23 protein-coding genes are annotated in these 24982 nt (G+C 64.6%); 8 read left to right on the top strand and 15 right to left on the bottom strand.

Going from position 1 to position 24982, the window contains the following annotated elements; translation table 11 throughout:
• Positions 1–61: 61 nt before the first annotated feature.
• Positions 62–280 (top strand): hypothetical protein, encoded by a 219-nt coding sequence (locus M1D74_RS14585; protein WP_309070540.1) that lies wholly within the window; start codon positions 62–64, stop codon positions 278–280.
• On the opposite strand, the gene M1D74_RS14590 is transcribed toward M1D74_RS14585, so the two are convergent.
• Both M1D74_RS14590 and M1D74_RS14595 read right to left on the bottom strand, forming a co-directional pair.
• Positions 270–1805 (bottom strand): DUF6297 family protein, encoded by a 1536-nt coding sequence (locus M1D74_RS14590; RefSeq protein ID WP_458115760.1) that lies wholly within the window; start codon positions 1803–1805, stop codon positions 270–272. The two genes, M1D74_RS14585 and M1D74_RS14590, sit on opposite strands and share 11 nt — an antisense overlap.
• Positions 1802–2491 (bottom strand): ABC transporter ATP-binding protein, encoded by a 690-nt coding sequence (locus tag M1D74_RS14595; protein ID WP_458115761.1) that lies wholly within the window; start codon positions 2489–2491, stop codon positions 1802–1804. Before M1D74_RS14595 ends, M1D74_RS14590 begins: the two co-directional genes overlap by 4 nt.
• An 89-nt stretch (positions 2492–2580) precedes the next feature.
• Here M1D74_RS14595 and M1D74_RS14600 point away from each other — a divergent pair, with 89 nt between their 5' ends.
• Together M1D74_RS14600 and M1D74_RS14605 are read left to right on the top strand one after the other, a co-directional pair.
• Entirely contained in the window at positions 2581–3846 is a 1266-nt protein-coding gene (locus M1D74_RS14600) for a multidrug effflux MFS transporter (protein WP_458115762.1), read from the top strand.
• Positions 3847–3868: 22 nt separating this feature from the next.
• Positions 3869–4264, top strand: a complete 396-nt coding sequence (locus tag M1D74_RS14605; protein ID WP_309070536.1) for a VOC family protein — start codon at positions 3869–3871, stop codon at positions 4262–4264.
• On the opposite strand, the gene M1D74_RS14610 is transcribed toward M1D74_RS14605, so the two are convergent.
• Positions 4261–4479 (bottom strand): hypothetical protein, encoded by a 219-nt coding sequence (locus M1D74_RS14610; protein WP_458115763.1) that lies wholly within the window; start codon positions 4477–4479, stop codon positions 4261–4263. The two genes, M1D74_RS14605 and M1D74_RS14610, sit on opposite strands and share 4 nt — an antisense overlap.
• A 176-nt stretch (positions 4480–4655) precedes the next feature.
• Between M1D74_RS14610 and M1D74_RS14615 the strand changes: the two genes are divergently transcribed.
• Entirely contained in the window at positions 4656–5546 is an 891-nt protein-coding gene (locus M1D74_RS14615; RefSeq protein WP_458115764.1) for a ribonuclease Z, read from the top strand.
• 30 nt (positions 5547–5576) lie between these two features.
• Here the strand turns inward: M1D74_RS14615 and M1D74_RS14620 are convergent, their stop codons facing one another.
• The 6 genes from M1D74_RS14620 to M1D74_RS14645 form a co-directional block, all read right to left on the bottom strand.
• Positions 5577–6218 (bottom strand): DNA alkylation repair protein, encoded by a 642-nt coding sequence (locus M1D74_RS14620; RefSeq protein WP_458115765.1) that lies wholly within the window; start codon positions 6216–6218, stop codon positions 5577–5579.
• A 2-nt stretch (positions 6219–6220) separates the two neighbouring features.
• Positions 6221–6481, bottom strand: a complete 261-nt coding sequence (locus M1D74_RS14625; RefSeq protein WP_458115766.1) for an Rv0909 family putative TA system antitoxin — start codon at positions 6479–6481, stop codon at positions 6221–6223.
• Between the two features lie 169 nt (positions 6482–6650).
• Entirely contained in the window at positions 6651–7889 is a 1239-nt protein-coding gene (locus M1D74_RS14630; RefSeq protein ID WP_458115767.1) for an ABC transporter permease, read from the bottom strand.
• Positions 7886–8767 (bottom strand): ABC transporter ATP-binding protein, encoded by an 882-nt coding sequence (locus tag M1D74_RS14635; protein WP_309070530.1) that lies wholly within the window; start codon positions 8765–8767, stop codon positions 7886–7888. Before M1D74_RS14635 ends, M1D74_RS14630 begins: the two co-directional genes overlap by 4 nt.
• Positions 8768–8847: 80 nt before the next feature.
• A complete protein-coding gene (locus M1D74_RS14640; RefSeq protein WP_309070529.1) occupies positions 8848–9546 on the bottom strand; it encodes a response regulator transcription factor in 699 nt (232 codons plus the stop codon).
• Positions 9547–9602: 56 nt separating this feature from the next.
• Positions 9603–11021 carry a sensor histidine kinase gene (locus tag M1D74_RS14645; RefSeq protein ID WP_458115768.1) on the bottom strand — a complete coding sequence of 473 codons (1419 nt, stop codon included), beginning with the start codon at positions 11019–11021 and terminating at the stop codon, positions 9603–9605.
• Positions 11022–11313: 292 nt separating this feature from the next.
• On the opposite strand from M1D74_RS14645, the gene M1D74_RS14650 reads away from it, so the two are divergent.
• Complete coding sequence (locus M1D74_RS14650; RefSeq protein ID WP_458117193.1) at positions 11314–12768, top strand: glyceraldehyde-3-phosphate dehydrogenase; 1455 nt, start codon at positions 11314–11316, stop codon at positions 12766–12768.
• A 48-nt stretch (positions 12769–12816) separates the two neighbouring features.
• On the top strand, positions 12817–13608 hold the full coding sequence (locus M1D74_RS14655) for a ZIP family metal transporter (protein WP_458115769.1): 792 nt from the start codon (positions 12817–12819) through the stop codon (positions 13606–13608).
• Positions 13609–13621: 13 nt separating this feature from the next.
• Here the strand turns inward: M1D74_RS14655 and M1D74_RS14660 are convergent, their stop codons facing one another.
• The 5 genes from M1D74_RS14660 to M1D74_RS14680 form a co-directional block, all read right to left on the bottom strand.
• Positions 13622–13726 carry an MFS transporter small subunit gene (locus tag M1D74_RS14660; protein WP_458115770.1) on the bottom strand — a complete coding sequence of 35 codons (105 nt, stop codon included), beginning with the start codon at positions 13724–13726 and terminating at the stop codon, positions 13622–13624.
• Positions 13727–13733: 7 nt separating this feature from the next.
• On the bottom strand, positions 13734–15116 hold the full coding sequence (locus tag M1D74_RS14665; RefSeq protein WP_309070525.1) for an OFA family MFS transporter: 1383 nt from the start codon (positions 15114–15116) through the stop codon (positions 13734–13736).
• Positions 15117–15265: 149 nt separating this feature from the next.
• Positions 15266–17338 (bottom strand): 4-alpha-glucanotransferase, encoded by a 2073-nt coding sequence (malQ, locus tag M1D74_RS14670; protein WP_458115771.1) that lies wholly within the window; start codon positions 17336–17338, stop codon positions 15266–15268.
• A 104-nt stretch (positions 17339–17442) separates the two neighbouring features.
• On the bottom strand, positions 17443–19563 hold the full coding sequence (locus M1D74_RS14675; protein WP_458115772.1) for an FG-GAP-like repeat-containing protein: 2121 nt from the start codon (positions 19561–19563) through the stop codon (positions 17443–17445).
• Positions 19564–19808: 245 nt separating this feature from the next.
• On the bottom strand, positions 19809–21959 hold the full coding sequence (locus tag M1D74_RS14680) for an FG-GAP-like repeat-containing protein (protein ID WP_458115773.1): 2151 nt from the start codon (positions 21957–21959) through the stop codon (positions 19809–19811).
• Positions 21960–22172: 213 nt separating this feature from the next.
• Between M1D74_RS14680 and M1D74_RS14685 the strand changes: the two genes are divergently transcribed.
• Both M1D74_RS14685 and M1D74_RS14690 read left to right on the top strand, forming a co-directional pair.
• The gene (locus M1D74_RS14685; RefSeq protein ID WP_458115774.1) at positions 22173–24107 is read left to right on the top strand and encodes an acyl-CoA dehydrogenase family protein; all 1935 of its coding nucleotides are present in this window, start codon (positions 22173–22175) and stop codon (positions 24105–24107) included.
• A 78-nt stretch (positions 24108–24185) separates the two neighbouring features.
• Complete coding sequence (locus tag M1D74_RS14690) at positions 24186–24344, top strand: hypothetical protein (protein ID WP_309070520.1); 159 nt, start codon at positions 24186–24188, stop codon at positions 24342–24344.
• A 22-nt stretch (positions 24345–24366) separates the two neighbouring features.
• Here the strand turns inward: M1D74_RS14690 and M1D74_RS14695 are convergent, their stop codons facing one another.
• The gene (locus M1D74_RS14695) at positions 24367–24915 is read right to left on the bottom strand and encodes an acyl-CoA thioesterase (protein ID WP_458115775.1); all 549 of its coding nucleotides are present in this window, start codon (positions 24913–24915) and stop codon (positions 24367–24369) included.
• Between the last annotated feature and the right edge of the window lie 67 nt (positions 24916–24982).

The following is a 24982-nucleotide window of genomic DNA, read 5'->3' on the forward strand; positions in this document are numbered from 1 at the left end:
TTCGCTTCCAAGCTTCCGGTACGGCTGTTTGAATGGAGTAACCAGCTCCAAGGGGAACGTCATGACCTACACCAAGCTTCTGCTCACGGGTGGCACATCGCTGCTCGCCGGCTTCTTCCTGTTCGTGCTGCCGGTGCGCGACCTCATCAACGGCACGGGCACCGGACTCGACTGGTTCCTCGTCGCCGTCGGAGCGTTCCTCCTGGCGGAGGGACTCACCATGTTCTTCCTCGGGGAGCGGATGCGCAGGCGCGACCTGAGCCGGGACCTCAAGCGCTAGCTTTGTCATGCGGGTTCGTCATCGCCACCACAAGAAATACGACGACGCTGATCACGCCCTGCACCAGTAGCACCGGCAGCGCCACGGCTCCGAGGTAGAGGGTGAGCAGGACCGGCATCAGGCTCAATACCGTCACGTCAACTCCGCGCATGAGCGACGCCAGTTGCGCTCGGGGAACCGGACCGAACGGAGTCTCAACCGGTGGCGCAGACCAGTCGGTCGAAGGCCTCGTGGCGCCTCGCACCGTTCCCGCGCCCATCCCGATCCCGGCGAGTCCTGTCAGCAGGATGAGCATCGGTCCCGCCGCGCCAAGGACCACCAGCACGGCACCGAGCAGGATCATCCACAACGTCATGACGACGGCGGGCATGAACGCCCGGCTGGTTCGAACCAAAGCGGCGCTCACGGGAACCAGCCCATCAAGTTCCGGCACCAGCGCCGCCCTCCGCGCCACTGCCCCGAAGCCGGAGGATGCAGCGCATCCCGCGATTCCCAGAACCGCCAGCTGCGCGAACAGCGGCAGCCCGCCGTCCACCATCATCACCGCAGCACAGGCGACCAGCCAAAGCACCGCCGTCGTCGGTAGCGGGTGCAAGCGCACGAACGTGACGATGTCGGCGCGCAGCAGCGCCGCGAACGGCCGTCGGGAGGGTCGGGCGAAAAACCGGGAGCCGCGGCGATGAGCTGCCCGGTTCTCCGCGCGTACAGCACGCAGCAACTCGTTGGTATCCATGAAGTAGAACGAGGCTCCCACGTGCCCGGACACCGCGCCCGCACGTGCCAGCTCCGAGCCGGGCACAAGACCGGCCCGCGGCGAAACCAGGGCCACCAGAAGAACAGCCAGCACCACGGCGGCGCCCGCAGTCCATATCGATGGCACGAGAGCAGCACCCGCCGCACCGCCTGCCACAACGACGCCGGCCGCCACCTTCAGTCCGACCGCACCGGGACGTTCCTGAAGCAGCCCGGCGATGCCGATCACCGCTGCGACAGCCGCCCCGAACGTGGCAGCGGCATACGCGTGCGTCAGCGGGCTGCGTTCAAGCGCGGTGAGGATGCTGAACGGCGCGTACACCGCGGCTGCGCCGGCGCCCGACAGAGCGGTCCTGCGCAGGTACGGCCCCCACACCATGGGCCGGCGGTCCAGCGGCAGGGAGAGCCACCACGCGCTCTCCGGTCCCCCGAGGGCAAGCGGTCCCAGCCGTCGGGACAGCACGACGGCGGCGGCGAGCGCAGTGAACGTCAACATCATCTCAAGCGCCTGGCTGGGCAGGACAAACACCGGGTCGGTGATGAGGCCGCCGTCGGACGTGGCACGTTTCGCGAACTCACCCCGCAGGGCCAGAACGAAGGAAACCGCAAGGGCGGCCGCGCAGCCCAACGCAAGCACGCTGACGTAGACGTCGACGAACAGGTCGGGCAGCGAGGTGCGGGCGCGGTTGTAACGGCGGGCGGACCACCGGGTGAAGCGGACAATTTCTTCAGCCCGGTCGACCGCCGGGTGCGGTTCGGCAAGAGCTGTCATCGCGAGCCCGCGATGATGGCCGCTCCCGCATCGGGTGCTCCGAGTGTCACCTCGTCGTCGATGACCAGGCAGGACGAGGCTGTGTCCCTGAGCAGCTGCGGGTCGTGCGTCACGAGCACCACAGCTGTGCCGTGGTCGGCCATGGTGCGGATTCGACGGCCGAGCGCTTCACGCATCACTGGGTCCAGCCGCTGTTCCGGTTCGTCGAGGATGAGCAGCGACGCGGGACGCATCAGTCCGGCGGCGAGGAGGGTGCGCCGGCGCTGTCCTGAGGAGAGTGACTCGGGTACGACGTCGGCGCGGGTGTGGAGACCAAAGAAGGCCAGCTCCTCCTCCACAGAGGCTTCCGGCTCGGGCAGCGAATGGCCACGGGCCACCAGCAACAGGTGTTCGCGCACAGTCAGGGACGGAAAGAAGAGATCCTCATCGAACACGGCGGACACCTCCCGGCGGAAGGGAACGGCGTCCGGGTTGGCCAGTAGTCCATGCACCTTCACGTCACCCGAGATGGGCACTTGACGCCCCGCCAGTGTGCGGGCCGCCGTCGACTTGCCCGCACCGTTGAAACCAACGACGCCGAGCACCTCCCCGGCAGCGACAGACACGGTAATTTCGCCGCAGACAGGCGCTCCCGCGTACCCGACAAGAAGGCGCTCAGCCTCCAGGACAGTCGCCCGTACAGTCACTCCTCCACCCTATCCGCACCCGGTCTTGAGGCTGCCGTAACGTTTCAACAATCCACCACGGGGCCACAAATCGGCCTACAGTTAACCGGGTGACTCAACCGCCTGCGTCCCAGGCCCGAACTCCCCGTTATGTTCCCGGCATCAAGTACATCCTGATGCTCGGGGCACTGGCTGCGCTTCCGGCCGTCACCACTGACATGTACCTGCCCTCGCTTCCTGCTGTGGCCGAGGACCTCAGGGCCAGCCAGGCAGCCGTGCAGTTCACCCTCTCCGGGATGCTCCTGGGTGGGGGCGTAGGCCAGCTGGTGATCGGGCCGCTCTCCGACCGGTTCGGACGAAGGCTCCCGCTCATTGTCGGCATCATGCTGCACGTGGTGATCTCACTGCTCTGCTCGGTTGCGCCCGACATCGGCACGCTCATCGTCCTGCGCGTTCTGCAGGGGTTCTTCAACGCGGCAGCTGCCGTCGTCGCCATAGCGGTCATCCGCGACAGGTTCGTTGGCTCCGATGCCGCCCGCCTACTTTCCCGCCTCATGCTCGTGATCGGTGTGGCCCCGCTGTTTGCGCCCACCATCGGTCAGGCGGTCGCGGGCCTCTGGGAGTGGCGTGCAGTTTTCTACGCCCTGGCCCTGATCGGCGCCGTACTCGTCGTGATCGTGTGGCGGTTCATGCCCGAGACGCTTCCCGAGGAACGACGACGACCGGCCCACCTCCGGCACGTCGCGGGCGGGTACTGGCACCTGCTCAGGAACGTCCGCTTCATGTCCCTTGCCGTCATTCCCGGGCTCGGCCTCGGCGTGATCATGAGCTACGTCGTGGGATCCCCGTTCGTGTTCCAGGACCAGTACGGGCTGAGCCAGGCGGAGTTCGCCCTGATTTTCGCTTTGAACGGCCTGGCGCTGGTGCTGTCAGCACAGGTGAACGCAGCGCTCGTCCGGAAGGTCGCCCCTGCCCGGCTTCTACGCACTGCCGCCGTCGCCCAATTGGTTTTCGCGGTCATCCTGGTTGTGGTTGCAACCACGGGATTCGGTGGCGTCGTGGGTTTGATCGCGTGCCTGTGGCTGGTTCTTGGGACCCAGGGGATGATCCCGGCTAATGCCTCCGTTCTCGCGCTCAACTCGTACGGCCACATGGCCGGCACGGCGGCCGCCGTCATCGGCGCCCTTCAGTCCGGGGTGGCCGGAATCGTGAGCCCGGTGGTAGGCCTGCTCGGCGGCAACGCCACGTCCATGTCGGTGGTCATGCTCGGCGCTGTCTTACTTACCGTCGTCGTGCTTCTGCTGGGCACGCCTGTGTTCCGCAAGGGAGGCTGGCAAGCCCTCGAAGCCTCGGAGGAGCCGGCCGCCCGGCGTTAGCCCGACTCTGTAGGCTGTGCCCATGACAGCACCCCAGGTTTACGTCAGCTTCCCCGGTACTGCTCGCGAAGCACTCACCTTCTATGCGGACGTTTTCGGCGGGGAGCTATCCCTGCACACCCACCAGGATTTCGGCCGCGACGAGGGCACGCCTGACGCAATCGCTCACGGAACGCTCAGCGGCATGGTTGCGCTGGCAGGATCGGATGCAGGAGCCGATGGAAAGAGTGTCCGGTTCGAGGGGCTGATGCTCTCCCTGCTCGGCACCGCAGAATCACACGTCCTCCATGAATGGTTCGACAGGCTGGCAGAAGGCGGTTCGGTCGTTGACCCCCTGGGGCCCAAGCCGTGGGGCGCTTCGGACGGCCAGGTGATCGACCGTCACGGCCTTCACTGGCTCATCGGTTACGAGTCCTAGTCGCTGGGGCTGATGTCGGTGGTGAGCTCGCGCTCGTCGTCGGTCTCTTTATCCTTCTCTTCGGCGGGTCCGGCAGCTTCGTTCACTCCGAGCTTTGTGCCGCTCGCTTCATCCTCGTCCTGATCCGCCTGGACCACGTCGCGCGGAATCGGATTTTGCGGATTCTTCAGACCGTCGGCAACCTCGTCCTCAAAGTCATTGGTATCGCTGCTCACACGGTTCTCCCCAGCTCGGCGTTCCTGATGCCGAACACGTTACTCCCCACGGGAGGACTTTGGGGAGGGAACGGACAGCTTGGGGCTCCGTCAACACACCTGCCTGCCGCTCGCTGGAAGGCGTGATAACAAGCGAGGTCGCCCGAAGCCGACGCAACAATGGCACACTCGAATCCATGCGCGAACTCGTGATCCTCGGCACCGCCTCACAGGTTCCCACCCGAACGCGCAACCACAACGGCTACCTGCTCCGCTGGGACGGTGAAGGCCTGCTTTTCGACCCGGGTGAAGGGACCCAGCGGCAGATGACGTATGCCGGAGTCGGGACGTCAAGCATCACGCGAATCTGCCTCACGCACCTCCACGGCGACCACAGTTTCGGCCTTCCCGGCGTGTTGTCCCGCATGGTGCTCGACGGCGTCGACCATCCCGTACACCTCCATTACCCAGCGTCCGGCGAAGAGGCCGTCCGTGCGCTGGTGTCGCTCGCCACTCCGGGCCTTGACCTTCGGCTCAGCCCGCATGGGTCACCGGGTGCCATCACCGATGGACTCGAGGTGCAACCGCTGCGGCACCGGATCGAGGCGTACGGCTACCGACTCAACGAGCCGGCGTCCCGCAGTCTGATCCCGGAACGTCTCGCTGCGGCTGGAATCACGGGGCCCGACGTCGGCCGCCTGCAGCGGGAAGGACATCTCCGTGGCACCGCGGTCGAGGACGTGAGCGTTCCCCGCCCTGGACAGAGCTTCGCCTTCGTCATGGACACGGCCGAGTGCGAGGGCGCAGACGCACTGGCGGACGGCGCGGACCTCCTGGTTGCGGAATCCACTTTCAGTAACGACGATGCCGGCCTCGCCTCCCAGTACCTCCACCTCACCGCCGGTCAAGCGGGCGCGCTCGCCGGGAACGGGCACGCCGGCATTCTGGTGCTGACCCACTTCTCGTCCCGCTACCCAGATGTGAGCGTCCTGCAGGAGCAGGCGGCTGCGGCCGCCGTCGCCACGCAGGTTGTCGCCGCGAATGACCTGGACCGGATCGCCTTCCCGAAACGCCGACGGCTGGAGTAGCACGGCTCTTGTCGGGCGACTCTTCGGGCGCTAGCTCTGGGGCAGCTCAACCAGGAGCTCGGGCCGCCTCTTCCCCAGTTCTGCGTGAAGCACTTCGAACGCGCCGCGGACCGGCCCGCCGTCGTCGTTCTTCTCCAGCACCAGATGCGCACGTCGAAGGAAGGCATCACCGTCTCCCTCGCCTGAGCGCAGTTCGCGCAGCGGAGCAAGCAGGGCTGCACGCCGGAGCCAGGGGTCGGCGCTTGCGGCCCAGCGGTCCAGCACCTCCTCGGCGTGGGAGCGCTCCGGCCCGGTCAGGCGCGCAGCCAACGGCCCGACGACGTCGACCGCCACTGGATCCACCAGCGACTCCCTCCGGCTATCCCGCACGTAACGCTCCAGGCGGGCGAGGTCCGAGTGCCGGAGCAGGGAAACGGAGGACTGCAGCAGAACCACGGCGGCGAGACGCCGCTCGAACACCGGCTCGAACCACAGCTCGGCGCTGAGGAAAAGCACGTCCTGCCGGTCCATGCCGCGGAACTTGCGGCTGGCATCCCGTACTGTGCCGCGCACGGCGCCGACGGAAGACCCGTAGTAGCGAAGGCCGTCGTCGAGCGCGTTCAGTGCATCCGCCCGTTCCCACGACGCCTCGCGCTGTAGCGCGGCGTCGATGAAGTCCGCTGCCTCGCTCAAGCTCAGCGGCGGGGGGACCCGGGATTGTTCGGGTTTGCGTCGGGGCCTTCACCCGGTCCACGCAGATGCTTCTGCGCCTGGCCGCGGGCGTTCTGGATCTTCTCCTGGTGCTTGCCCTTGGTTGCCTTGTCCGCAACGTCAGCCACGCGGTCCACTACTTTGCTGCCCATCTGTTTGGCCTGGGGGCTGTTGAGCGCTTCGCGGACCTTGGGGTTGCGGGCGAGTTCCTTCGCGATCTTGCCGAGCGAGCCGAATCCGGCCATGACTGAGTACCTTCCGTGGGAGATGGTGTCTTGCCAGTACCAACGTAGTGCTCGTGGGAATCGTCCCCACCTCTACCGCCACGGCGCGCACAGAAATGGCCCTTGGATGCACGTCCGTCGGATCGAACCGGCGTTTTCTGAACCCAAGGGCCAATTCTGCGGGATTGCCCTACTGCTCCAGCTTCATCGCCTTGCGCAGGGTCAGCGCTCCACCGCCCTGCATCACGGCACGGCGGTAGATCTTCTCACCGAGATGGAGCAACGCAACCGCAGCAGCGAGTGCGAGCACCAGTGACAGGATCGGTTCCCAGAGCGCGACCTCGGAGTTCAGCATGCGGATCGGCATCGCAACGGACGACACCACCGGCACATAGGACGCAATGACGAGCAGCTGGCCCGAGGCGAACAACCCGGCACCCAGTGCAGCGAAGATCAGGGCCATGACCGGTGTCGAACTGCTCGTCAGATCCTCCGCACGGCTGGCCAGCGACCCGAGCACCGCCCACATGGCGGCCAGGATCAGGAAACCGAACAGGAAGAACACCATGAACCACCCGGACGCGGGGATGATGCTGCCGATGATGTCCGCGGTGTCCGTGAGGTTCAACGCGAGCAGCGCCGCTCCGCCGTACAGCGCCAGCTGGATCATCGCCAGGATCGTGTTGCCCAGCACCTTGCCGTACAACAGCTGCCGCACAGGGATCGCAGTGGCCAGGATCTCCACCACGCGGTTCTGCTTCTCTTCCACCACCGAATTGGCAATAGCCATTCCGAAGATGATGGACGCCATGTAGAACAGGAAACTGAACGCGAAGCCGGCCACGTCCGCAACGGCCTGGTTTTCCGCGTTGCCCTCCAGGAGCGACTCCTCCAGCGTCGACCCCCTGAGCAGCTGCTCGGAAGTGGTTCCCGCAGCTGCTGCATTCGACTCGAGGGCGTAGGCCTCCAGGGCGGCACCCAGGCCGCTGCTCAGACCTCGGGGTACCTCGTTCTTGCCGGTCAGGGTCCACGTACCGTCGCCCCCGCGGATGAGGGCTGCGTCGGCTCCCTCGGTCCGGACCTGCTCAAGCGCTGCATCATCGGACACTGTGGCTATCGTCTCGAAGGCCGTGTTACCGTCGTCGTCCTGGCCTGCTTCATGTGCGAGGGCGACCACAGACTCCCCGGCGTTCGAGCTCACCGCGACGGTGTACTCCTCGCCCCGGGTGGACATGTAGGCGTTGAAAACGACGCCCGCGACAATCAGCACCAGGGTCACGAGTGTCGAGATCGCGAAGCCGCGATCCTTTGCCTTCACCATGACCTCGCGCAGCGTTACGATCAGCCAGGCCGGCTGCGGGTTGTGCCCCGAAGGGGACGACGACGCCGGCCGTCGCTGCTGTTGCCTGTATGCGGTTTCGGTGCTCATTGGGATACCCCCCGGTAGATTTCGCTGAGACTGGGTCGGATTCTGCTGAACTCGTGCACACTGCCCCGCGTCATGGCAGCGGCGAGGAGGCGTTGGGCGTCGTCGTCGTTGTCCAATTCCACGACGGCGTCCCGTCCTGCCACGTCTATGACGCGCACACCGGTTTCCTCACGTACCCAGCCGGCGTCGGGTGAGACCGTCAGCCGGTGACGCCGGGGCGCTGTCGCGCGGAGTTCGTCGCCTGTCCCCGAGGCGACGAGCCGGCCCTTCTGCAGGACCACCAGGTTGTCGCACAGCCGGTCCACGAGGTCGAGCTGGTGGCTTGAGAAGAGGACAGGAACCCCCTGCGCGGTGTGTTCGCGTAGCAGTTCCACCATCGAATCGACGGCCACCGGGTCCAGGCCTGAGAAGGGCTCATCGAGAATGAGTACGGACGGGCGGTGAAGGAGCGACGCCGCAATCTGCACCCGCTGCTGGTTACCGAGCGAGAGCGACTCCAGCTTGTCCTTGCCCCGGTCGCCGAGCTGGAACCGTTCAAGCAGCTCCTGCGCCCGCGACCGCGCATCCGACTGGCTCATCCGGTGCAGCTGCCCGAGGTAGACGAGCTGATCGAGAATGGGCTGCTTCGGGTAGAGGCCCCGCTCCTCGGGCATGTACCCGAAGGTGGCGCGGTCATTCGCGGTGACCGGACGTCCATCAACCAGCACCTCCCCGGCCTGCGCGGTGAGTACGCCCATGATCATGCGCATGGTGGTCGTCTTGCCGGCACCGTTTGCGCCGACGAACCCGGTCATCTTGCCCGAAGGGACAGTGAAGCTCACATCGTCGACGGCGGTGTTCTCGCCGAAACGGCGGGTCAGGTTCTGCACCTGCAACATGGGTTTCCTCCCGTTTGGTCTTCCTGGGATCAACACTAGGGAGGCGGGCCAGTTCGGGGATGCGCCGAAAGACGGAACTTTCATTCACCCGGACGGATGAGCCCGCTTTCGTAGGCAAACACGACTGCCTGTACCCGGTCGCGCACCTGGATTTTGCCCAGCAGGGAGGACACGTGGGACTTGACCGTAGCCTCGGCGAGGAACAGCTTCCCGGCAAGCTCGGCGTTGCTGAGCCCTGACGCCATGCACACCAGGACTTCCTTTTCACGCTGCGTCAGCGAGGCGAGCAGCCGCTGTTTGTGCTGCTGCTCCGGTGTGGGGTGCTTGTGCGCCGGGGCGGTGCCGGCACCATCGAACTGGCTGGTGAACCGTTCGATCACCCGGACAGTAACCTCCGGTGCCAGCAGCGCGTAGCCGCCGGCCACCGCGTGGACCGCTGCAATCAGATCTTCCGGTTCGGCGTTCTTCAGGAGGAAGCCGCTCGCACCGCCGCGGATCGCGTCGAACAGGTAGTCGTCGCGCTCGAAGGTGGTCAGGATGATGACCTTGCCGCGGCCGGCCGCGGTGATTTGCTCCGTGGCCCTGATGCCGTCCAGCACCGGCATTTGCACGTCCATGAGGATGACGTCGACATCGTGCGAGGTGGCGAAGTCGACCGCCTCCTGCCCGTTGGTGACCTGTCCCACCACCTCGATGTCGTCCTCAACGGACAACATGGTGGCGAAACCGGCACGGACCAGCCCCTGGTCGTCAGCTAGCAGTACTCGAATCTTGTCCATGACGTCTTTCGGTGTGAAGTTTTGGGAATGGTGAGGACGTTCGGGATGACCTGTGCTTAGGACATCAGGAAGCGGGCGCGGACCCGCCAGCCTCCGTCCGCCCGGGGACCGATTTCAGCGGCACCGCGATGCAGCGCTACCCGTTCCCGGATGCCCTGCAGCCCGAACCCTGACCCGGGTTCTGCTCGCGGGCGCGGCCTTCCGTTGTCCACCGTCTCGAGTTCCACCCAGCGCTGTTCCGCGGTCTGCCCGGTCCGCAGGGTCATGACGGCTGCCGAGGCGGTGGAATGGCGGCGGACGTTGGTGAGGGATTCCTGCGCCGTCCGGTACAGGGAAAGCGCTAGCGGCGCCGACACGTCGTCGAGGGCTCCCGAAACGTCTTCAATCCGGGAAAAGGTGACATCCAGGCCGAACTCACGCTGCAACTCAGCCAGGGCACTGATGTCGGGGAGCCCGGGCTCCGGATGGCGGCCGCCGTCGTCGGCTCCTTCAACCGAGGTGTCCGACCGCAGCACGCCCAGCAGGTTCCGCATATCGGTCACGGCCTGACGGCTGGCCTGTTCGATGGTGCGCAGCGATTCAGCCGCGACGTCCGGTTTCCGGTCCATCACACGGCGGGCGGCGCCGGCCTGGACTCCGATCACGGACACGTGGTGGGCCACGACGTCGTGAAGCTCACGCGCAATCCGGAGCCGTTCCTCGATGACGGCCCGCCGGGCAAGCTCGGCGGACTGTTGCGCGATCTGCTCGGCCTGCTGAGCCAGCTGAGTGCGCTGCAGGGCGTTGCGCCAGGAGGACAATCCGGCCAGGATGGCGCCCCCGAAGTACGCGAAGTTCACCATGAAGTTGTAGACCGCCGCGGAGGTCAGCGGGTCAAGGATTCCCCGCCAGGTTTCGTCCCCCTCGGAGACCCGCTCCAGCATGCCGTCGAATGTGTTCGAAACCGTGAGGGACAGGATCAGCCACAGCGTCATGGCGACCACCACAACGGTGGTGCCGAGCCACAGCACGCGCCTGTCCTTGGCCCACGCCACCGCCGAGTACAGCGAGGCAAAATAGGCAACCTGATACGAGAGCTGGATGGAGAGGGCTGGAATCCAGAGGCTGAGGATGATGAAGAGCGCGGACATCACCAGCATGACCGCGACGGGGAAGCGGCGCCGGAGCACGAGCGGGAAGATCATCAGGGCGAGAACGCAATGCTGCAGCCAGATGGGGCTGCGTTCCTCGGCCATGGCCCCGACGCCCCTGCTCAACTCCAGCGCGACGGCGCTGATCAGGAAGAAAACGACGACGCCGATCAGGTCCCTGCGCAGCTGCTCCTGGGTGGGGCTGGGCCGCTCCCAGCGGCTTTCCTCGGAGCCCGTTGGGGGCACGAGCCGCCTCAATATATTCAGCATGTCGACGTCCAGCACCCTCCGAAGTGTTCCTGCGCCAGTGTAGTCAGCGGCCGGTCCTGTTCTGCTCCCCCGCATGACCTAGTTCCTTCGGATGAGATGTCCGTAGAGGCGTTCCGGCCTTTTCGGGGCTTATGCCGTTGGTCACAGATGGGCCTGAGGAGTTATCTGCGGCAGGTAGCGGCGGATATCCTTGCAGCATCACCGTGCCGCACCGCCCGACGTCGATGTCGACCGGATCTGCACGGCAACAGACCAACAAAATCAGCCGCCCTTTCTTTCTCGGAGGAGCGGCAACGCCGGACAATCCGGTGAGAGAGAGGACCTGATCATCGTGGATCACAACCCTTCAGTCACCCGCGACACCTGGATGAGCCGGGAGGCACTCGCCGAGGGGATGATTCCCGTCATCGGCCGCCTCTACCGTGAGAACAACGTGGTCACCAGCATCCACGGGCGCAGCCTCATCAACAAGTCCACCATGGGCATCCTCAAGGCACACCGTTTCGCCCGCCGCATGAGCAAGGAAGAGCTGCTCCTCGAAGAGACCGCGCCTCTGCTGCGCACCCTCGCGGACCTGGACCTTGGTGCCGCATCCATCGACGTCGCCCGCCTCAGCCAGAAGTACAGGTTGATTCAGGAGGAGGCCGGCAGTCCTACCCTGGAAGAGTTCCTCCGTGAGGAACTGGCCGACGTCGTGGGCAAGCGCGGCGCCGACGAGCGGACGAGCACCGACGTCGTTCTCTATGGTTTCGGGCGCATCGGCCGTCTGGTTGCACGGCTGTTGATTGAGAAGGCCGGCGGCGGGCACGGGCTGTGCCTGCGTGCGATCGTGGTGCGCAAGGGTGCCGAGAACGATCTCATGAAGCGCGGCAGCCTGCTGCGCCGTGATTCGGTGCATGGCTCCTTCGAGGGCAGCATCCAGGTGGATGAGGCCACCAACACGATTACCGCCAACGGCGTGCGCATCCAGGTCATCTACTCCAATGATCCGTCCACCATCGACTACACGCAGTACGGCATCAAGGACGCGCTGGTCGTGGACAACACCGGGCGCTGGCGTGACGAGGAGGGGCTCAGCCAGCACCTCCAGAGCAAGGGCGTTGCGAAGGTTCTGCTGACTGCGCCGGGCAAGGGCGGGCTCAAGAACATCGTCCACGGCATCAACCACACGGACATCACCGCTGACGACCGGATCGTAACCGCGGCGTCCTGCACCACCAACGCCATCACGCCGGTGCTCAAAGCGATCAACGATGAGTTCGGTGTCGTGCACGGGCACGTCGAAACCGTCCACTCCTTCACCAATGACCAGAACCTGATCGACAACTTTCACAAGGGCGACCGCCGCGGGCGCTCCGCAGCCCTCAACATGGTCATCACCGAGACGGGTGCCGCAAAGGCTGTTGCGAAGGCGCTGCCGGAACTGCAGGGCAAGCTCACCGGCAGCTCAATCCGCGTACCTACCCCGGACGTGTCGATCGCTATCCTGAATCTCTCGCTGGAGGACGCGTCCACGAAGGACGATGTCAACGACTACCTCCGCGAGATGTCGCTACACTCTGACCTCCGCAAGCAGTTGGACTACATCGACTCCCCCGACGTCGTATCAACCGACTTCGTTGGTTCACGCCGCTCCGGCACCGTTGACGGCCTCGCCACCATCTGCAACGACAAGAACCTGGTCCTCTACGTCTGGTATGACAACGAGTTCGGTTACAGCTGCCAGGTTGTGCGCGTCATGGAGGAAATGGCGGGCGTGCACGCGCCGTCGTTCCCGGCGAAGGAAGCCATCCCGACGGCGGAGCTCACCGCAAGCGTCTGATCCGACTGCTCCACTCGGCATAATCGTCGCAAGGCTTATACTTCCGGCATGGGTACCTCCCTGCTTTTCGGTCTGGTGGCTTCGACGCCGCTGATCATCGGTTCGCTGATCGGTATCCGGTTCGAGCTGCCGAAGCGGATCCTGGCGATCCTGCTGGCTTTCGCCGCAGGGTCTCTCATTACCGCGCTCGCCTTCGAACTCTTCCTGGATGCCTATGAGCATGGCGGGCTCGTTCTCGCTGCTGTGGGCCTCTTTGCGGGCGCGGTTGTCTTCACCGTCCTGAGCGCACTGCTCGACAAGTGGGCTCAGCCGGGCGACCAGGATATTCCGGCGCACGAGTACGAGGGCAGCCCCAAGCTCGACACGGACGCCGCTGCCCAGGAGAAGAAGCCTTCCAGCACCTCTGCCCGCGGCGCTGCCGGTCTGGCCCTCCTTGCAGCTGTCACGCTCGACGGCGTGCCGGAGAACGTGGCGCTCGGTGTCGCTCTCGGTGAAGGCAGCGGGGGACTCGCGCTCCTCGCAGCTATTTTCGTCTCGAACCTACCCGAGTCGCTGGTGGGCTCGGCCTCCATGCGGAGCCAGGGGATGCCGAAGGGCCGCATTCTCGGACTCTGGACGGCGTGTGCGGTCCTGCTTGTGATCGCCGTCATTATCGGTGCCGGACCGCTCTCCGGCGCCGACCCGGAGACGATCTCGCTTCCACTCGCTTTCGCCGCCGGAGCCGTCATCGCGTCGCTTGCTGACACCCTCATGCCGGAGGCCTATGAACACGGCGGACCCGCAGTGGCACTTGCCACTGCCGCAGGGTTTGTCCTCGCGTTCGTGCTCTCGCTGATGTAGAACGGGCTGGCGACTATCCCGTGAAAAGCGCGGCCACCCGCGTGAGGGTCTGGAAGATTCCATAGGCGAGCGGCACTGCCACCAGCGCCCAGACAACAGTCAGACGAGCCTTGGTCATTTCCATCTCATGCCTCCATCGCAGGTTCGGTGGTCTTCTTTGGTTCGTGGAAGCGGGAATCCACAGGCCTAATCAGCAGGTTTGCGGTGAAACCGACAATCAGCAGGCCAACCATGGTCAACAGGGCGGGCTGGTAATCCGCAGCAACCAACTGTCCGGGCGTTCCGCGTGCGTCGAGGAACCCGTTGACGATCAGGGGTCCGGCGATGCCGGCTGCGGACCAGGCCGTCAGCAGTCGTCCGTGAATGGCGCCCACCTGGAATGTGCCGAACAGGTCGCGAAGGTACGCGGGGACGGTGGCAAAACCGCCGCCGTAGAAGGAGATGATCACGAACGCGAGCAGCACGTAGAGGATCGTGGTTGAAGCGCCTGCGAGGGCCAGCACCGTGTAGAGGACGGCACCGACGCCGAGGTAGACCATGTAGATGCGCTTGCGTCCGATGTGGTCCGAGGTGCTTGACCAGACGAAGCGTCCAACCATGTTTCCGATGGACAGCAGGCCAACGAAGCCCCCGGCCACCGCCACCGAAACAGCGCTGAGTCCGTCGGGCTGGCGGAAGAAGTCCTGGATCATGGGTGCAGCCTGCTCAAGAATGCCGATACCCGCCGTCACGTTGCAGAAGAGCACAACCCAAACGAGCCAGAACTGCTTGGTGCGGATGGAGTTCTTGGCCGAGACGTTGTCAGTGGTGACAAGTGGCTTCGATTTCAGCGTGCTCGGGTCGAAGCCGTCGGGACGCCAGTCGGCGGCGGGGACCTTGATAGTGAAAGCACCGAACACCATGTAGATCAGATAGATCACTGCGAGGGTCACGAAGAGCATCCCCACCGCGTCGCCGCTGGCAACCCATCCTTCGCTGCCCGAGTTCGGGTCATACATTTTGAGCAGCTGGGTGGACAGCGGGCTGGCAATCAGCGCGCCACCGCCGAACCCCATGATCGCCATTCCGGTGGCCAGTCCCGGACGGTCCGGGAACCACTTGATCAGCGTGGACACGGGCGAGATGTAGCCGATACCGAGACCGATTCCGCCGATGACGCCGTAGCCGAGATACACCAGCCACAGTTGGTTGGTGAAAATGCCAAGCGCACCCACCAGGAAACCGCTCACCCAGAACATTGCCGAGGTGAACATGGCCTTGCGCGGTCCGTTCGTGTCCACCCAGGTGCCCATGACGGCGGCGGACAGGCCGAGCATCACTATGGCGATGGAGAAGATCAGACCGATCTGGGTCAGGCTTGCGTCGAAGTGTTCCACGAGCGCCGTCTTGTAGACGCTGGTGGCGTATGCCTGGCCGATGCACAGGTGCACGGCAAGTGCCGCCGGCGGAATCAGCCAGCGGTTGTATCCGGGTGGGGCGATGGTGTGTTCCCTGTCAAGCCAGCTCATGGACGAAATGCCCCTTCTCTATATGTTGGACGTCATCGTCCGCTCGGCCCCCACCACAGAACATTGTGCAGTAGGTCACACATTGCCCGGGGCAAGTATCGCCGTCGAGCGGTGAACGGTCATCGTGATGCGATGAACGGTATGCGTTATTAGTCCCCGATTGCCCGGACCAGGGCGTCGAACCGGGCCAGCTTCGGCAGGTCTTCAACCAGCACGACGCCGTCCGGTCCCGCCAGCGGGACCTGCCAGTTGGGATACTGCTCTGCGGTGGTTCCCGGCTGGTTCTGGGTGCGCTCCTCGCCGACGGCGTCCGTCAGCGCCACGCCGAGCAGTACGGAAGGCGTCCGGGCGATGAAGGAGTGCATCGCTTCCACCGTCTCCTGAACCGTGGCAGGCGCAGTCCCCGTAGTGGATCGCACAAGGGAGAGTACCTGTTCTTGCGTTTCCCGGTCTGCAGCTTTCTCCTCCTGCACGGGCCGGCTCAACAGTCCGAGCTGTTCGCGCAGCTCAACGTGGCGGTGGGCCAGGTACCCGGCAGTCGGCGGCAGGTCGTGCGTGGTGACCGTGGTGAGGCACGCCGTCCGGTACTGCTCCGCAGGGCGGGGCTCATCGTCGTCGTACTCAAACCACAGGATCGACGTGCCGAGCACGCCACGCTCAGCCAGGTACTCCTGGACGCCCGGCTCGAACACGCCAAGGTCCTCACCGACGACGACGGCGCCGGCCCGTTCTGCCTCCAGCGCAAGGATCCCGATGAGCGCCTTATGGTCGTAGTAAACGTAGGCGCCGTCCCCGGGCATGGACCCTTGCGGAATCCACCACAACCGGAAGAGACCGAGGATATGGTCGATCCGGATCCCGCCCGCGTGTCGGAGGATGGTGCGCAGCATGTCCCGGTAGGGCGCGTACCCGGATTCAGCAAGCCGTTCCGGGTGCCACGGGGGTTGTGCCCAGTCCTGGCCCTGCTGGTTGAACATGTCAGGCGGGGCACCGACGCTGATACCGGAGGCCAGCACGTCGCGCAGCGTCCAGGCATCGGCGCCGGCGGGGTGAACGCCCACCGCCAGATCGTGCATGATTCCAAGGTTCATTCCGGCGTTGATTGCCGCCCGCTGGGCTTCCTCCAGCTGCTGGTCGCAGAGCCACTGCAGCCAGGCGTGAAACTCGATGCGGTCGGCAAGGTTGGAACGCTGGGCCTCGAGGAACTCCGGGTCATCCCATTGAGGCGCCCCTTCGGGCAGGATTTCGGCGAGGGCCGACCACAGGGCGAAATTGTCGAGCCCCGGCCCGGCCTCCTTCCGGAACTGCCGAAATGCGTCCTCCCGCTCAGGCGTGCGCCGTACGGCGAAAAGGCGTTCCAGCGCCTCCAGCTTGGCGGCGTAACTGGGATCCCGCTCTATAACTTCCGCGTTCTGGTTTGCATCCTTGAAACGGGATGCCAGCCCGCGGACCGTGTCCGAGTCGGTGTCAGTAAGCTTCTTGAATTCGGGAATGTTCTCCACACGCAGGTAGATGGGGTTGAAGAAACGGCGCGTGCTCGGCAGGTAAGGGGACGCCTCCACCGGCGGTTTGGGCTGCGCCGCGTGCAGCGGGTTGATCAGCACGAATCCGGCACCCTTGTCAGCGGAGATCTCGGCCAGCCGAGCAAGATCGTCGAGGTCACCGATCCCCCACGACGACCGGGACCGCACGGAGTACAGCTGCGCCATGAGCCCCCACGTTCGGCTGAGGCGATCGGCGGTGCTGAGCTTGCGTGGCGTCACGACGACGGTGCAGCTGCTGTCGGTCGATCCATCGTTCGCAAGGAGCGTATGCCACCCCAGTGGCAGGTCGAGCGGGATCTTCACCTCGAAGCGGCTGATGGTCTTGTCGGCCACCTCCTTCTCCTGCGCCGCTTCCGGGGTCAACGGCAAGTGGTTGCCGTCCTCAAGCTCCAATCGGAGGGAGGGTGCGGCACCCGGCTCGACATTAACGGCCACCGTGGTGGGGTCGCCCTGGCGAATCACGACGGCGGCGGGCAGCGTACTGAGCCACGGCGCCGCTTCGGCGGCACGGAGGGAGGAGGCGACGTCGTCGTCATCCGCGCAGGGAACGCCCAAAGCGGTGAGGACCGCGATGAGGGTGGCGTCGCTCACCGTTTGCGGAGTTCCGTCCCATCCCTTGAATGTGGTTCCGATGTGGTGCTTCTCTGCCAGTTGCGCCAGGGGTGTGAGCTCAGCCATCTTCCTAATCTATTGGCTTGGCGGCCTTCGTGCTTGCACATGTCGATCCCCTCCCGCCTGAACGGGAGGGGATCGACACGGTATTCAACTGTGTTTTTCGGCGGTTATGGGGCGATGGTGAAGCCTCCCCAGCCTGTGCCGATCTGGGCACGGGCTCCGGCGAAGCCGCCGGTGCCGCTGCCGTTGTAGACGTAAAGCCTGCCGGTGCTGTCGCGGGCTACCAGGTCACTGGTCGTGTTGGCGGTTCCCCACGCTCCGGGACCCACAATGGTGAAGCCGTTCCAACCGGTTCCGATCTGGGCCGAACCGCTGAAGGTGCCGGTCCCCGATCCCCGGTAGAGGAACAGTGCGCCGTTGGAGTTACGGGCGATGACGTCGGACCGCCCGTCGCCGCTGAAATCACCAGTGCTGAGGATGGCCGTGAAGCCGCCCCATCCCGAACCGGGCTGGGTGCGGGTGCCGAAGCCGCTCGCACCGTTTCCTGGGTAGAGGAAGAGTGCGCCTGTGCTACTGCGGGCCAGCAGGTCTGCCCTACGGTCCCCGTTGAAATCACCCGGCGTGACCAGCGCGGTCATGCCGCCCCAACCGGTGCCGATTTGGGTGCCGGCGTTGATCCTGCCGGTGCCGGTTCCGGTGTAAAGCCAGAGCCGTCCGGAGGTATCCCGGGCAATGACGTCTGAGCGTCCGTCACCGCTGAAGTCCCCCGGCTGCAGAATGGCGTTCATCGCACCCCAACCCGTGCCGATCAGAATCCGGGTTCCAAAACCGCCTGCGGCAGTTGAGGGGTAAAGGTACAGATTGCCGCTGGAATCGCGTGCGACGAGGTCAGGATTACCGTCCCCGTTCATATCCTTCTGCTCAGCTGTGCCGGCAGGTGGCGTGGTGGTTGTTCCGATCCGCCAGGTGTACGAACCGTTGGCGCTTACATTTCCGGCAACGTCGGTGGCCCGGACGTTGAAGGTGTAGTCACCTGCAAGCTGTTGGTCGTACGTGTGCGGGGAGGTGCAAGCACGCCACGTAGCGTTACTGGGCAGCAACTGGCACTCAAAGTTCGCGGATGCCTCACCGCTGAACGTAAACGACGGAGTAGTGTCCGCGCTGGGATTCGACGGCGTGCTCTGGAACGTCGGCGCCGCCGGAGCGGCAGTATCCACCGTCATCTGCAGGGTTCCCGAGGTGGCTACTGCCCCCGTGGTCGCGTCGGTCACGACGCGGGCCTGAACCCTGTAGGCACCGCTGGTAAGCGCCGTCGTAGGAGTCAGGGTGTACGCGCCGGTTGCCGAAGCTACAGCGGTAACACCTGTGCCTACACCGTTGACGACGAGCTCGACAGTGGCTCCTGCCGTGGCCGTGCCAGAGAAAGTCGGCGTGGTGTCGTTGGTGATGTTGTCGGCGTTGGAGCGGCCGGAGTCGCTCAGTGTATCCAGGTCGGGGGTAGACGGTGCCCCGTCCACGACGTCGGCGATGAGACCCTGAACCGTGAACAGGTTCGTCGACTGATTAACACCGGGGCCGACGATCGAAACGCTGTTGTTTCCCGACGGCGCACCCGTGACTGTACGGGCGGTGTTGATATCACCGATGGTTCCCGCTGGGGCGGTGGTCTGCCGCAGGAATCTTGCGGTTGTACCGACGGCGTAGTCTCCCAGGAATGCCTGGCCGACTGCCTCCCAGTTACAGGGTGTATCGGCGCAGCCGTCGTCGATCGTCTCGTTGATGACACCTTCCCCGTCAGCTGTGAAGGTGTGAACGCCGTAGGGGTGCGTGAAGGTATAGGAACCGTTGGCCTGAAGCCCTTCGAAACGGAAGCGCAGCCGGCCGAAACCTATCTGGTCGCCGGGGACCACAGCATCGTTGGCGTGGGCAGCCTCAAGGGCAGCTTCGTACGAACCAAGCGTGCCGACGTCGGCAGATGCGGCGAACCAGAAGGACTCGTCCGGGAAATTGTCGGGGTAGGACACCGGCAGCTCGGGATTAGGCGGCTCGGACAGGCAACCACGGCCTGCTTCGTAGCACAGTGCCAGTTTGATGGTGCCGTCGTCGTACCACTCAGGGTAGCCGTGCAGAGTGCTGATGGGGCCGGTTGCGGCGGTGGCAGCCTGGGCGGGTGCGGCGGCAAAGGGCGCGAGTGCTGTGATGAGCAGCGCGCCGGTGAGAACAGATGATGTGAGGCGAAGTGTGCGGCGGCCCGTCGGTGGGTCCACCGCGTATGGATGGTTGGACATTTCAGAGCTCCCTCGTTCGAAACCAAAAACCGCTTACTGTCGGCTTCGGTGTTTTTCAGGGTGCTCCGTCCTCCTTGGACAATTCTTGGGGTTTGGGAAATTCGGTCCCGTTCGGTAAGGCGACAGGGTAGGATTCCGCATCCCTACTCGCCGGTAGGTTCGCGCGGAGGCCCGCCCCGCACGTCGATGGCCCCCTCCCACCGGAGTGGAAAGGGGCCATCGGCTATCTAGATGGCCGGCGTGCCTTACTGGGCGATGGTGAATGCGCCCCAGCCGGTACCGATTTGCGTGCGGGTTCCGGAGAAAGTTCCGGTGCCGCTGCCGCGGTAGAGCCAGAGGGCTCCGGCACTGTCCCTGGCGACAACGTCGGCGCGGGTGTCAGCGGTGCCCCAGGCACCCGGGCCAATCAGGTGGAAGCCGTTCCAACCGGTTCCGATCTGGGCCGATCCGCTGAAGGCGCCGGTCCCCGATCCCCGGTAGAGGAACAGTGTTCCGGCGGAGTTCCGAGCGATGACGTCTGAGCGGCCATCACCACTGAAGTCACCCGTGCTGACCAAGGAGGTGAACCCTCCCCAGCCGCTGCCCGGTTGGGTGCGTGTGCCGAAGCCGCTCGCACCGTTTCCTGGGTAGAGGAAGAGTGCGCCGGCGGCGTCGCGGACCAGAAGGTCAGCCCGGCGGTCGCCGTTGAAGTCACCCGGGGTGACGAAGGAGTTGAAAGCGCCCCAGTTGGTCCCCGTGGCGATCTGGACGCCGGCGTTGATCCTGCCGGTGCCGGTTCCGGTGTAGAGCCAGAGCCGTCCCGAGGTATCGCGGGCCAGGACGTCGGAGCGTCCGTCATTGTTCAGGTCACCGGGTTGCAGGATGGTGTTCATGATGCCCCAGCCGGTACCCATCTGGATCCGGGTGCCGAAGCCGCCGGCTGACGTGGATGGGTACATCCACAGGGTGCCTGCGCCGTCGCGTGCCACGAGGTCGGGCCGGCCGTCGCCGTTCATGTCCTTCTGCCGTGCGGTGGTGGCCGGAGGCGGAGGGGTCGTTGCGGTGCCGATCTGCCACGTGTACGAACCGTTCGCGCTCACGTTGCCGGCGGTGTCGGTGGCCCGCACGTTGAACGTGTAGGTACCGTTCACCTGGGCGTCGTAGGAATGAGGCGAAGTGCATGCACGCCAGACCGAGTTCGTCGGCAGCAACTGGCACTCCAATGTGGCCGACGCCTCACCACTGAACGTGAAGGACGGCGTATTACTTGCAGTCGGGTTCGACGGCGTGCTCTGGAACGTCGGGGCCAGAGGAGCGGCAGTGTCCACCGTGATCTGCAGGGTTCCCGAAGTAGCTACTGCGCCCGTGGTCGCGTCGGTCACGACGCGGGCCTGAACCCTGTAGGCACCGCTGGTAAGCGCCGTCGTGGGAGTCAGGGTGTAGGCGCCGGTTGCCGAGGCTACGGCGGTAACACCTGTGCCTACACCGTTGACGACGAGCTCGACAGTGGCTCCTGCCGTGGCCGTGCCCGAGAAGGTCGGTGTGGTGTCGTTGGTGATGTTGTCGGCGTTGGAGCGGCCGGTGTCGCTCAGGTCATCAAGATTCGGCGTCGATGGCGCTCCGTCGACAACGTCGGCGATCAGACCCTGAACCGTGAACAGGTTCGTCGACTGGTTAACACCGGGGCCGACGATCGAAACGCTGTTGTTTCCCGACGGCGCACCCGTGACTGTGCGAGCCGTGTTGATATCACCGATGGTTCCCGCCGGTGCCGTGGTCTGTCGCAGGAATGTCGCGGTGCTCCCTACGGCGAAGTCGCCCAGGAACGCTGCACCGACCCTGTTCCAGTCACAGGGAGTCTCAAGGCAACCATTATCGATCGTGGCATTGATCTCACCACCGCCACCCGGGGCGGCCGTAGCCGTGAACTGGTGGGTTCCGTAGGGGTGCGTGATCGTGTAGACCTGTCCTGCGGTAAGCCCTTCGAAGCGGAACCTCAGCCGGCCGAACCCGATTTGATCACCGGGAATGACTGCTTCGTTGGCGTGCGCCGCCTCGAGGGCAGCTTCGTATGATCCCAGCGTGCCCACTTGCGCAGAGGCTTGGAACCAGAAGGACTCGTCCGGGAAATTGTCCGGGTAGGCGGCGGGCAGTTCCGGATTAGGCGGCTCGGACAGGCAACCGCGGCCGGCTTCATAGCAGAGCGCAAGCTTGATGGTCCCGTCATCGAACCATTCGGGATAACCGTGCAGCGTACTGACGGGACCGGTAGCAGCGGTGGCCGCCTGGGCGGGCGAGGCTGCCAGGGGTGCAAGCGCTGCGACCAACATGACGCTTGTGAGGACAGAGGCGGTGACCTTCTTGGGTTGGGTGCGGCGTCCCTTCGGTGGATCAACCGCGTAATGAGAATTGGACATTTCAGAGCTCCCTTTGTGAGACCGAAACCTTGCTTACTATCAGCTTCGGTTGCAGAAAGGGTGCGTCGCGCTCCTTGGGCATTCCTTGGGAAATCATAAGGCTCGTTCTAATAACTCTTTTTGTGACGCTAGGATTCCGTTTTCCTACTCGGGAGTAGCATTAGTCCATGGCCGGGTTCCGGCTGGCGGAGCCTGCCAATGAAGGGGGCTGCCATGAGCGCCGAGGCACTTCAGGAGAACGTCAACGAGCGCACTTCCCGGGAGGTGGCCGAGTCCGCCCGCGAGACGGAATGGAACCGGCCAAGCTTCGCGAAAGGCCTCTATCTGGGCCGTTGCGACATCTCCCTCATCCACCCCTTGCCATCCTCCACCTACACCGAGAACGACGACGGCGAACAGTTCCTCTCCCGCCTTACCTCGGTTTTGGCCACCATGGAGGGACAACGGATTGAGAAGGAGTCGCTGATCCCGGACGAATACCTTCGCGACCTGGCCTCCGTCGGAGTTTTCGGCATCAAAATTCCCAAGGAATTCGGTGGCCTGGGCCTCTCGCTGACCTACTACGGGCGAGCCCTGATGCTCCTCTCATCCGTTCACCCCAGCATCGGCGCACTGGTGTCGGCACACCAGTCGATCGGGGTCCCGGAGCCGGTCCGCATGTTCGGCACGCCGGAACAGAAACGCGAATACCTTCCCCGCTGCGCGTCCGGCGCGGTCTCCGCCTTCCTCCTCACCGAACCCGACGTCGGCTCGGACCCCGCCCGCATGAACGCTACCGCCACCTATACCGACGACGACACCTACATCCTGAACGGCAGCAAGCTCTGGACCACGAACGGAGTGATCGCCGAATTGGTAGTGGTGATGGCGAAGGTGCCACCTCACAGCGGTGGACCGGGTGGTATTTCTGCGTTCGTGGTCGAAGCGGACACACCTGGCATCACGGTGACGCACCGCAACGCATTCATGGGGCTGCGTGGAATCGAGAACGGCGTCACCCGCTTCGAAAATGTCGGGATTCCGGCGGCTAGCCGCCTGGGCAGAGAGGGCCAGGGTCTGAAAATCGCCCTGACAACCCTCAATACCGGCCGGCTCTCCATCCCCGCGAACTGTGCGGCAACAGGGAAATGGTCGCTCAAGATCGCCAGGCAGTGGTCGAATGCCCGCGTGCAGTGGGGCCGCCCGATCGGAAAACATGAGGCGGTCGCCCAAAAGATCTCCTTCATTGCGGCCACGGCGTTCGCCCTCGAATCCGTTTTCGAGCTCTCGGCCGCGCTGGCTGACTCGGGCCAGAAAGACGTTCGCATCGAAGCGGCGCTGGCGAAACTCTGGTCCAGTGAGATGGCCTACCGCATCGCCGATGAACTGGTGCAGATTAGGGGAGGTCGCGGGTATGAGACTGCTGCGTCCCTCAAAGCCCGCGGGGAGCGGGCCGTGCCGGCTGAACAGCAGCTCCGGGATCTGCGGATCAACCGGATCTTTGAAGGGTCCTCTGAAATCATGCACCTTCTCATCGCACGGGAGGCCGTCGATGCCCACCTCGCGGCGGCAGGCGACCTTGCGTCGTCGGACGCTGATTTGAGGGCGAAAGCAAAGGCGGCAGCCGGCGCCAGCAGTTTCTATGCCGGCTGGCTGCCGCACCTGTTGGCAGGGCCGGGCATGTCCCCACGCTCATATTCCGACTTCGGCCGGCTCGCCGGCCACGTGCGCTTCGTCGAGCGGGCATCCCGACGCCTGGCCCGTCACACCTTCCTCGGTATGGCCCGATGGCAGGCGAAGCTCGAGCACCGGCAGGTATTCCTCGGCAGGATCGTGGACATCGGAGCGGAGCTCTTCGCAATGGCCGCAACCTGCTCACACGCCAAACACCTGGAGGGACAGGGGCGTCAGGAGGCAGGCGAACTCGCCGACGTGTTCTGCGGGCAATCCCGGTTGAGGATCGAGCAGCTTTTCACCAACCTGTGGAGTAACACAGACAACGCCGATTCCCGGCTCGCAGGAAGGGTTCTGGACGGCCGGTACAAATGGCTGGAGGAAGGCGTCCTCGACCAGTCGGACGGAACAGGGCCGTGGATTGCGGAGGCGAACGGTGCGGAACGGTCCGGAGCATCGTTGAGTGCGGAAGACCTGCATCGCCGCTACCGGTGAGGTAGTAAGCTTCCTTTCCTTTTCATCCTGGACTTCTTACGATGGAACGACAGCCGAAGCCGACCTTGAGGACACCTGATGAATGAGACTCCGGACAAGCAGCCCTCCATCGACGACGGCGAGCTCACCCCGAAGGGCCAAAAGAAAGTCAGCTACGTAATGATGGCCGGCATCGCCGTAGTGATTCTCGGCTTCGTGATCTTCGTCGTCGCGAGCGCAGTCCTCAACGGAGGCTGACGCCCCCGACCCGCGCCGATACCTAGCGCACCCATTCGTGCGGCGCAGGCCTGCGAGTGCTGGGAAGCGCGGTGTTCGAGCGCCATTCGTGGAGCCATTCCGGAAGGACCATATCCTCAGGCGGGTATCCGAACACTTCGAAGATGTCGGCATTTGGAACGGGTCCCTTTGAGCCGAGTAGGCGCGTGGCAACATAGGCGCGTGCGTAGACCTCGTCGTCGCGAACCATGCGCTGATCGAAGTAAATTGCGCGCTCATCGAAACCGACGATCCGGGTTTCGATGGTGTAGCGGTGGCCAAGCTGCAGGGACTTCCGGAATGTGATGGTCTCCGCATTCACCACCGGGCTCCAGCCCTTCTGACGCATCACCTTCCAAAAGCCGCTCCGGATCATCAGGTCGAAGCGCCCCAGATCCATCAGCGAGAGGTACATGCCGTTGTTGACGTGCATCGCTATATCAATGTCCGTGAGCTGAACCCGCAACGGCAGTGATGCCGGGTCCCAGATGCTTACTGCCTTGCGTCGGCGGGAGGCGATGAGGAGCCAGAGGGTCCGGAAGATCAGGTGCATCGCTCCATATTACCCGCGAGTAACATCGCTCGAGCGGTTGCCGCCCGGAGAACTGTGAGCCAGTTCA

Source organism: Arthrobacter sp. D2-10 (assembly GCF_054161285.1).

Bases quoted from the DNA above. Each gene is read 5' to 3' on its own strand.
- M1D74_RS14585 (WP_309070540.1), top strand. From the start codon at position 62: ATGACCTACACCAAGCTTCTGCTCACGGGTGGCACATCGCTGCTCGCC.
- M1D74_RS14590 (WP_458115760.1), bottom strand. From the start codon at position 1,805: ATGACAGCTCTTGCCGAACCGCACCCGGCGGTCGACCGGGCTGAAGAA.
- M1D74_RS14605 (WP_309070536.1), top strand. From the start codon at position 3,869: ATGACAGCACCCCAGGTTTACGTCAGCTTCCCCGGTACTGCTCGCGAA.
- M1D74_RS14615 (WP_458115764.1), top strand. From the start codon at position 4,656: ATGCGCGAACTCGTGATCCTCGGCACCGCCTCACAGGTTCCCACCCGA.
- M1D74_RS14625 (WP_458115766.1), bottom strand. From the start codon at position 6,481: ATGGCCGGATTCGGCTCGCTCGGCAAGATCGCGAAGGAACTCGCCCGC.
- M1D74_RS14630 (WP_458115767.1), bottom strand. From the start codon at position 7,889: ATGAGCACCGAAACCGCATACAGGCAACAGCAGCGACGGCCGGCGTCG.
- M1D74_RS14635 (WP_309070530.1), bottom strand. From the start codon at position 8,767: ATGTTGCAGGTGCAGAACCTGACCCGCCGTTTCGGCGAGAACACCGCC.
- M1D74_RS14640 (WP_309070529.1), bottom strand. From the start codon at position 9,546: ATGGACAAGATTCGAGTACTGCTAGCTGACGACCAGGGGCTGGTCCGT.
- M1D74_RS14645 (WP_458115768.1), bottom strand. From the start codon at position 11,021: ATGCGGGGGAGCAGAACAGGACCGGCCGCTGACTACACTGGCGCAGGA.
- M1D74_RS14650 (WP_458117193.1), top strand. From the start codon at position 11,314: ATGAGCCGGGAGGCACTCGCCGAGGGGATGATTCCCGTCATCGGCCGC.
- M1D74_RS14655 (WP_458115769.1), top strand. From the start codon at position 12,817: ATGGGTACCTCCCTGCTTTTCGGTCTGGTGGCTTCGACGCCGCTGATC.
- M1D74_RS14660 (WP_458115770.1), bottom strand. From the start codon at position 13,726: ATGACCAAGGCTCGTCTGACTGTTGTCTGGGCGCTGGTGGCAGTGCCG.
- M1D74_RS14665 (WP_309070525.1), bottom strand. From the start codon at position 15,116: ATGAGCTGGCTTGACAGGGAACACACCATCGCCCCACCCGGATACAAC.
- malQ (WP_458115771.1), bottom strand. From the start codon at position 17,338: ATGGCTGAGCTCACACCCCTGGCGCAACTGGCAGAGAAGCACCACATC.
- M1D74_RS14675 (WP_458115772.1), bottom strand. From the start codon at position 19,563: ATGTCCAACCATCCATACGCGGTGGACCCACCGACGGGCCGCCGCACA.
- M1D74_RS14680 (WP_458115773.1), bottom strand. From the start codon at position 21,959: ATGTCCAATTCTCATTACGCGGTTGATCCACCGAAGGGACGCCGCACC.
- M1D74_RS14685 (WP_458115774.1), top strand. From the start codon at position 22,173: ATGAGCGCCGAGGCACTTCAGGAGAACGTCAACGAGCGCACTTCCCGG.
- M1D74_RS14690 (WP_309070520.1), top strand. From the start codon at position 24,186: ATGAATGAGACTCCGGACAAGCAGCCCTCCATCGACGACGGCGAGCTC.
- M1D74_RS14695 (WP_458115775.1), bottom strand. From the start codon at position 24,915: ATGCACCTGATCTTCCGGACCCTCTGGCTCCTCATCGCCTCCCGCCGA.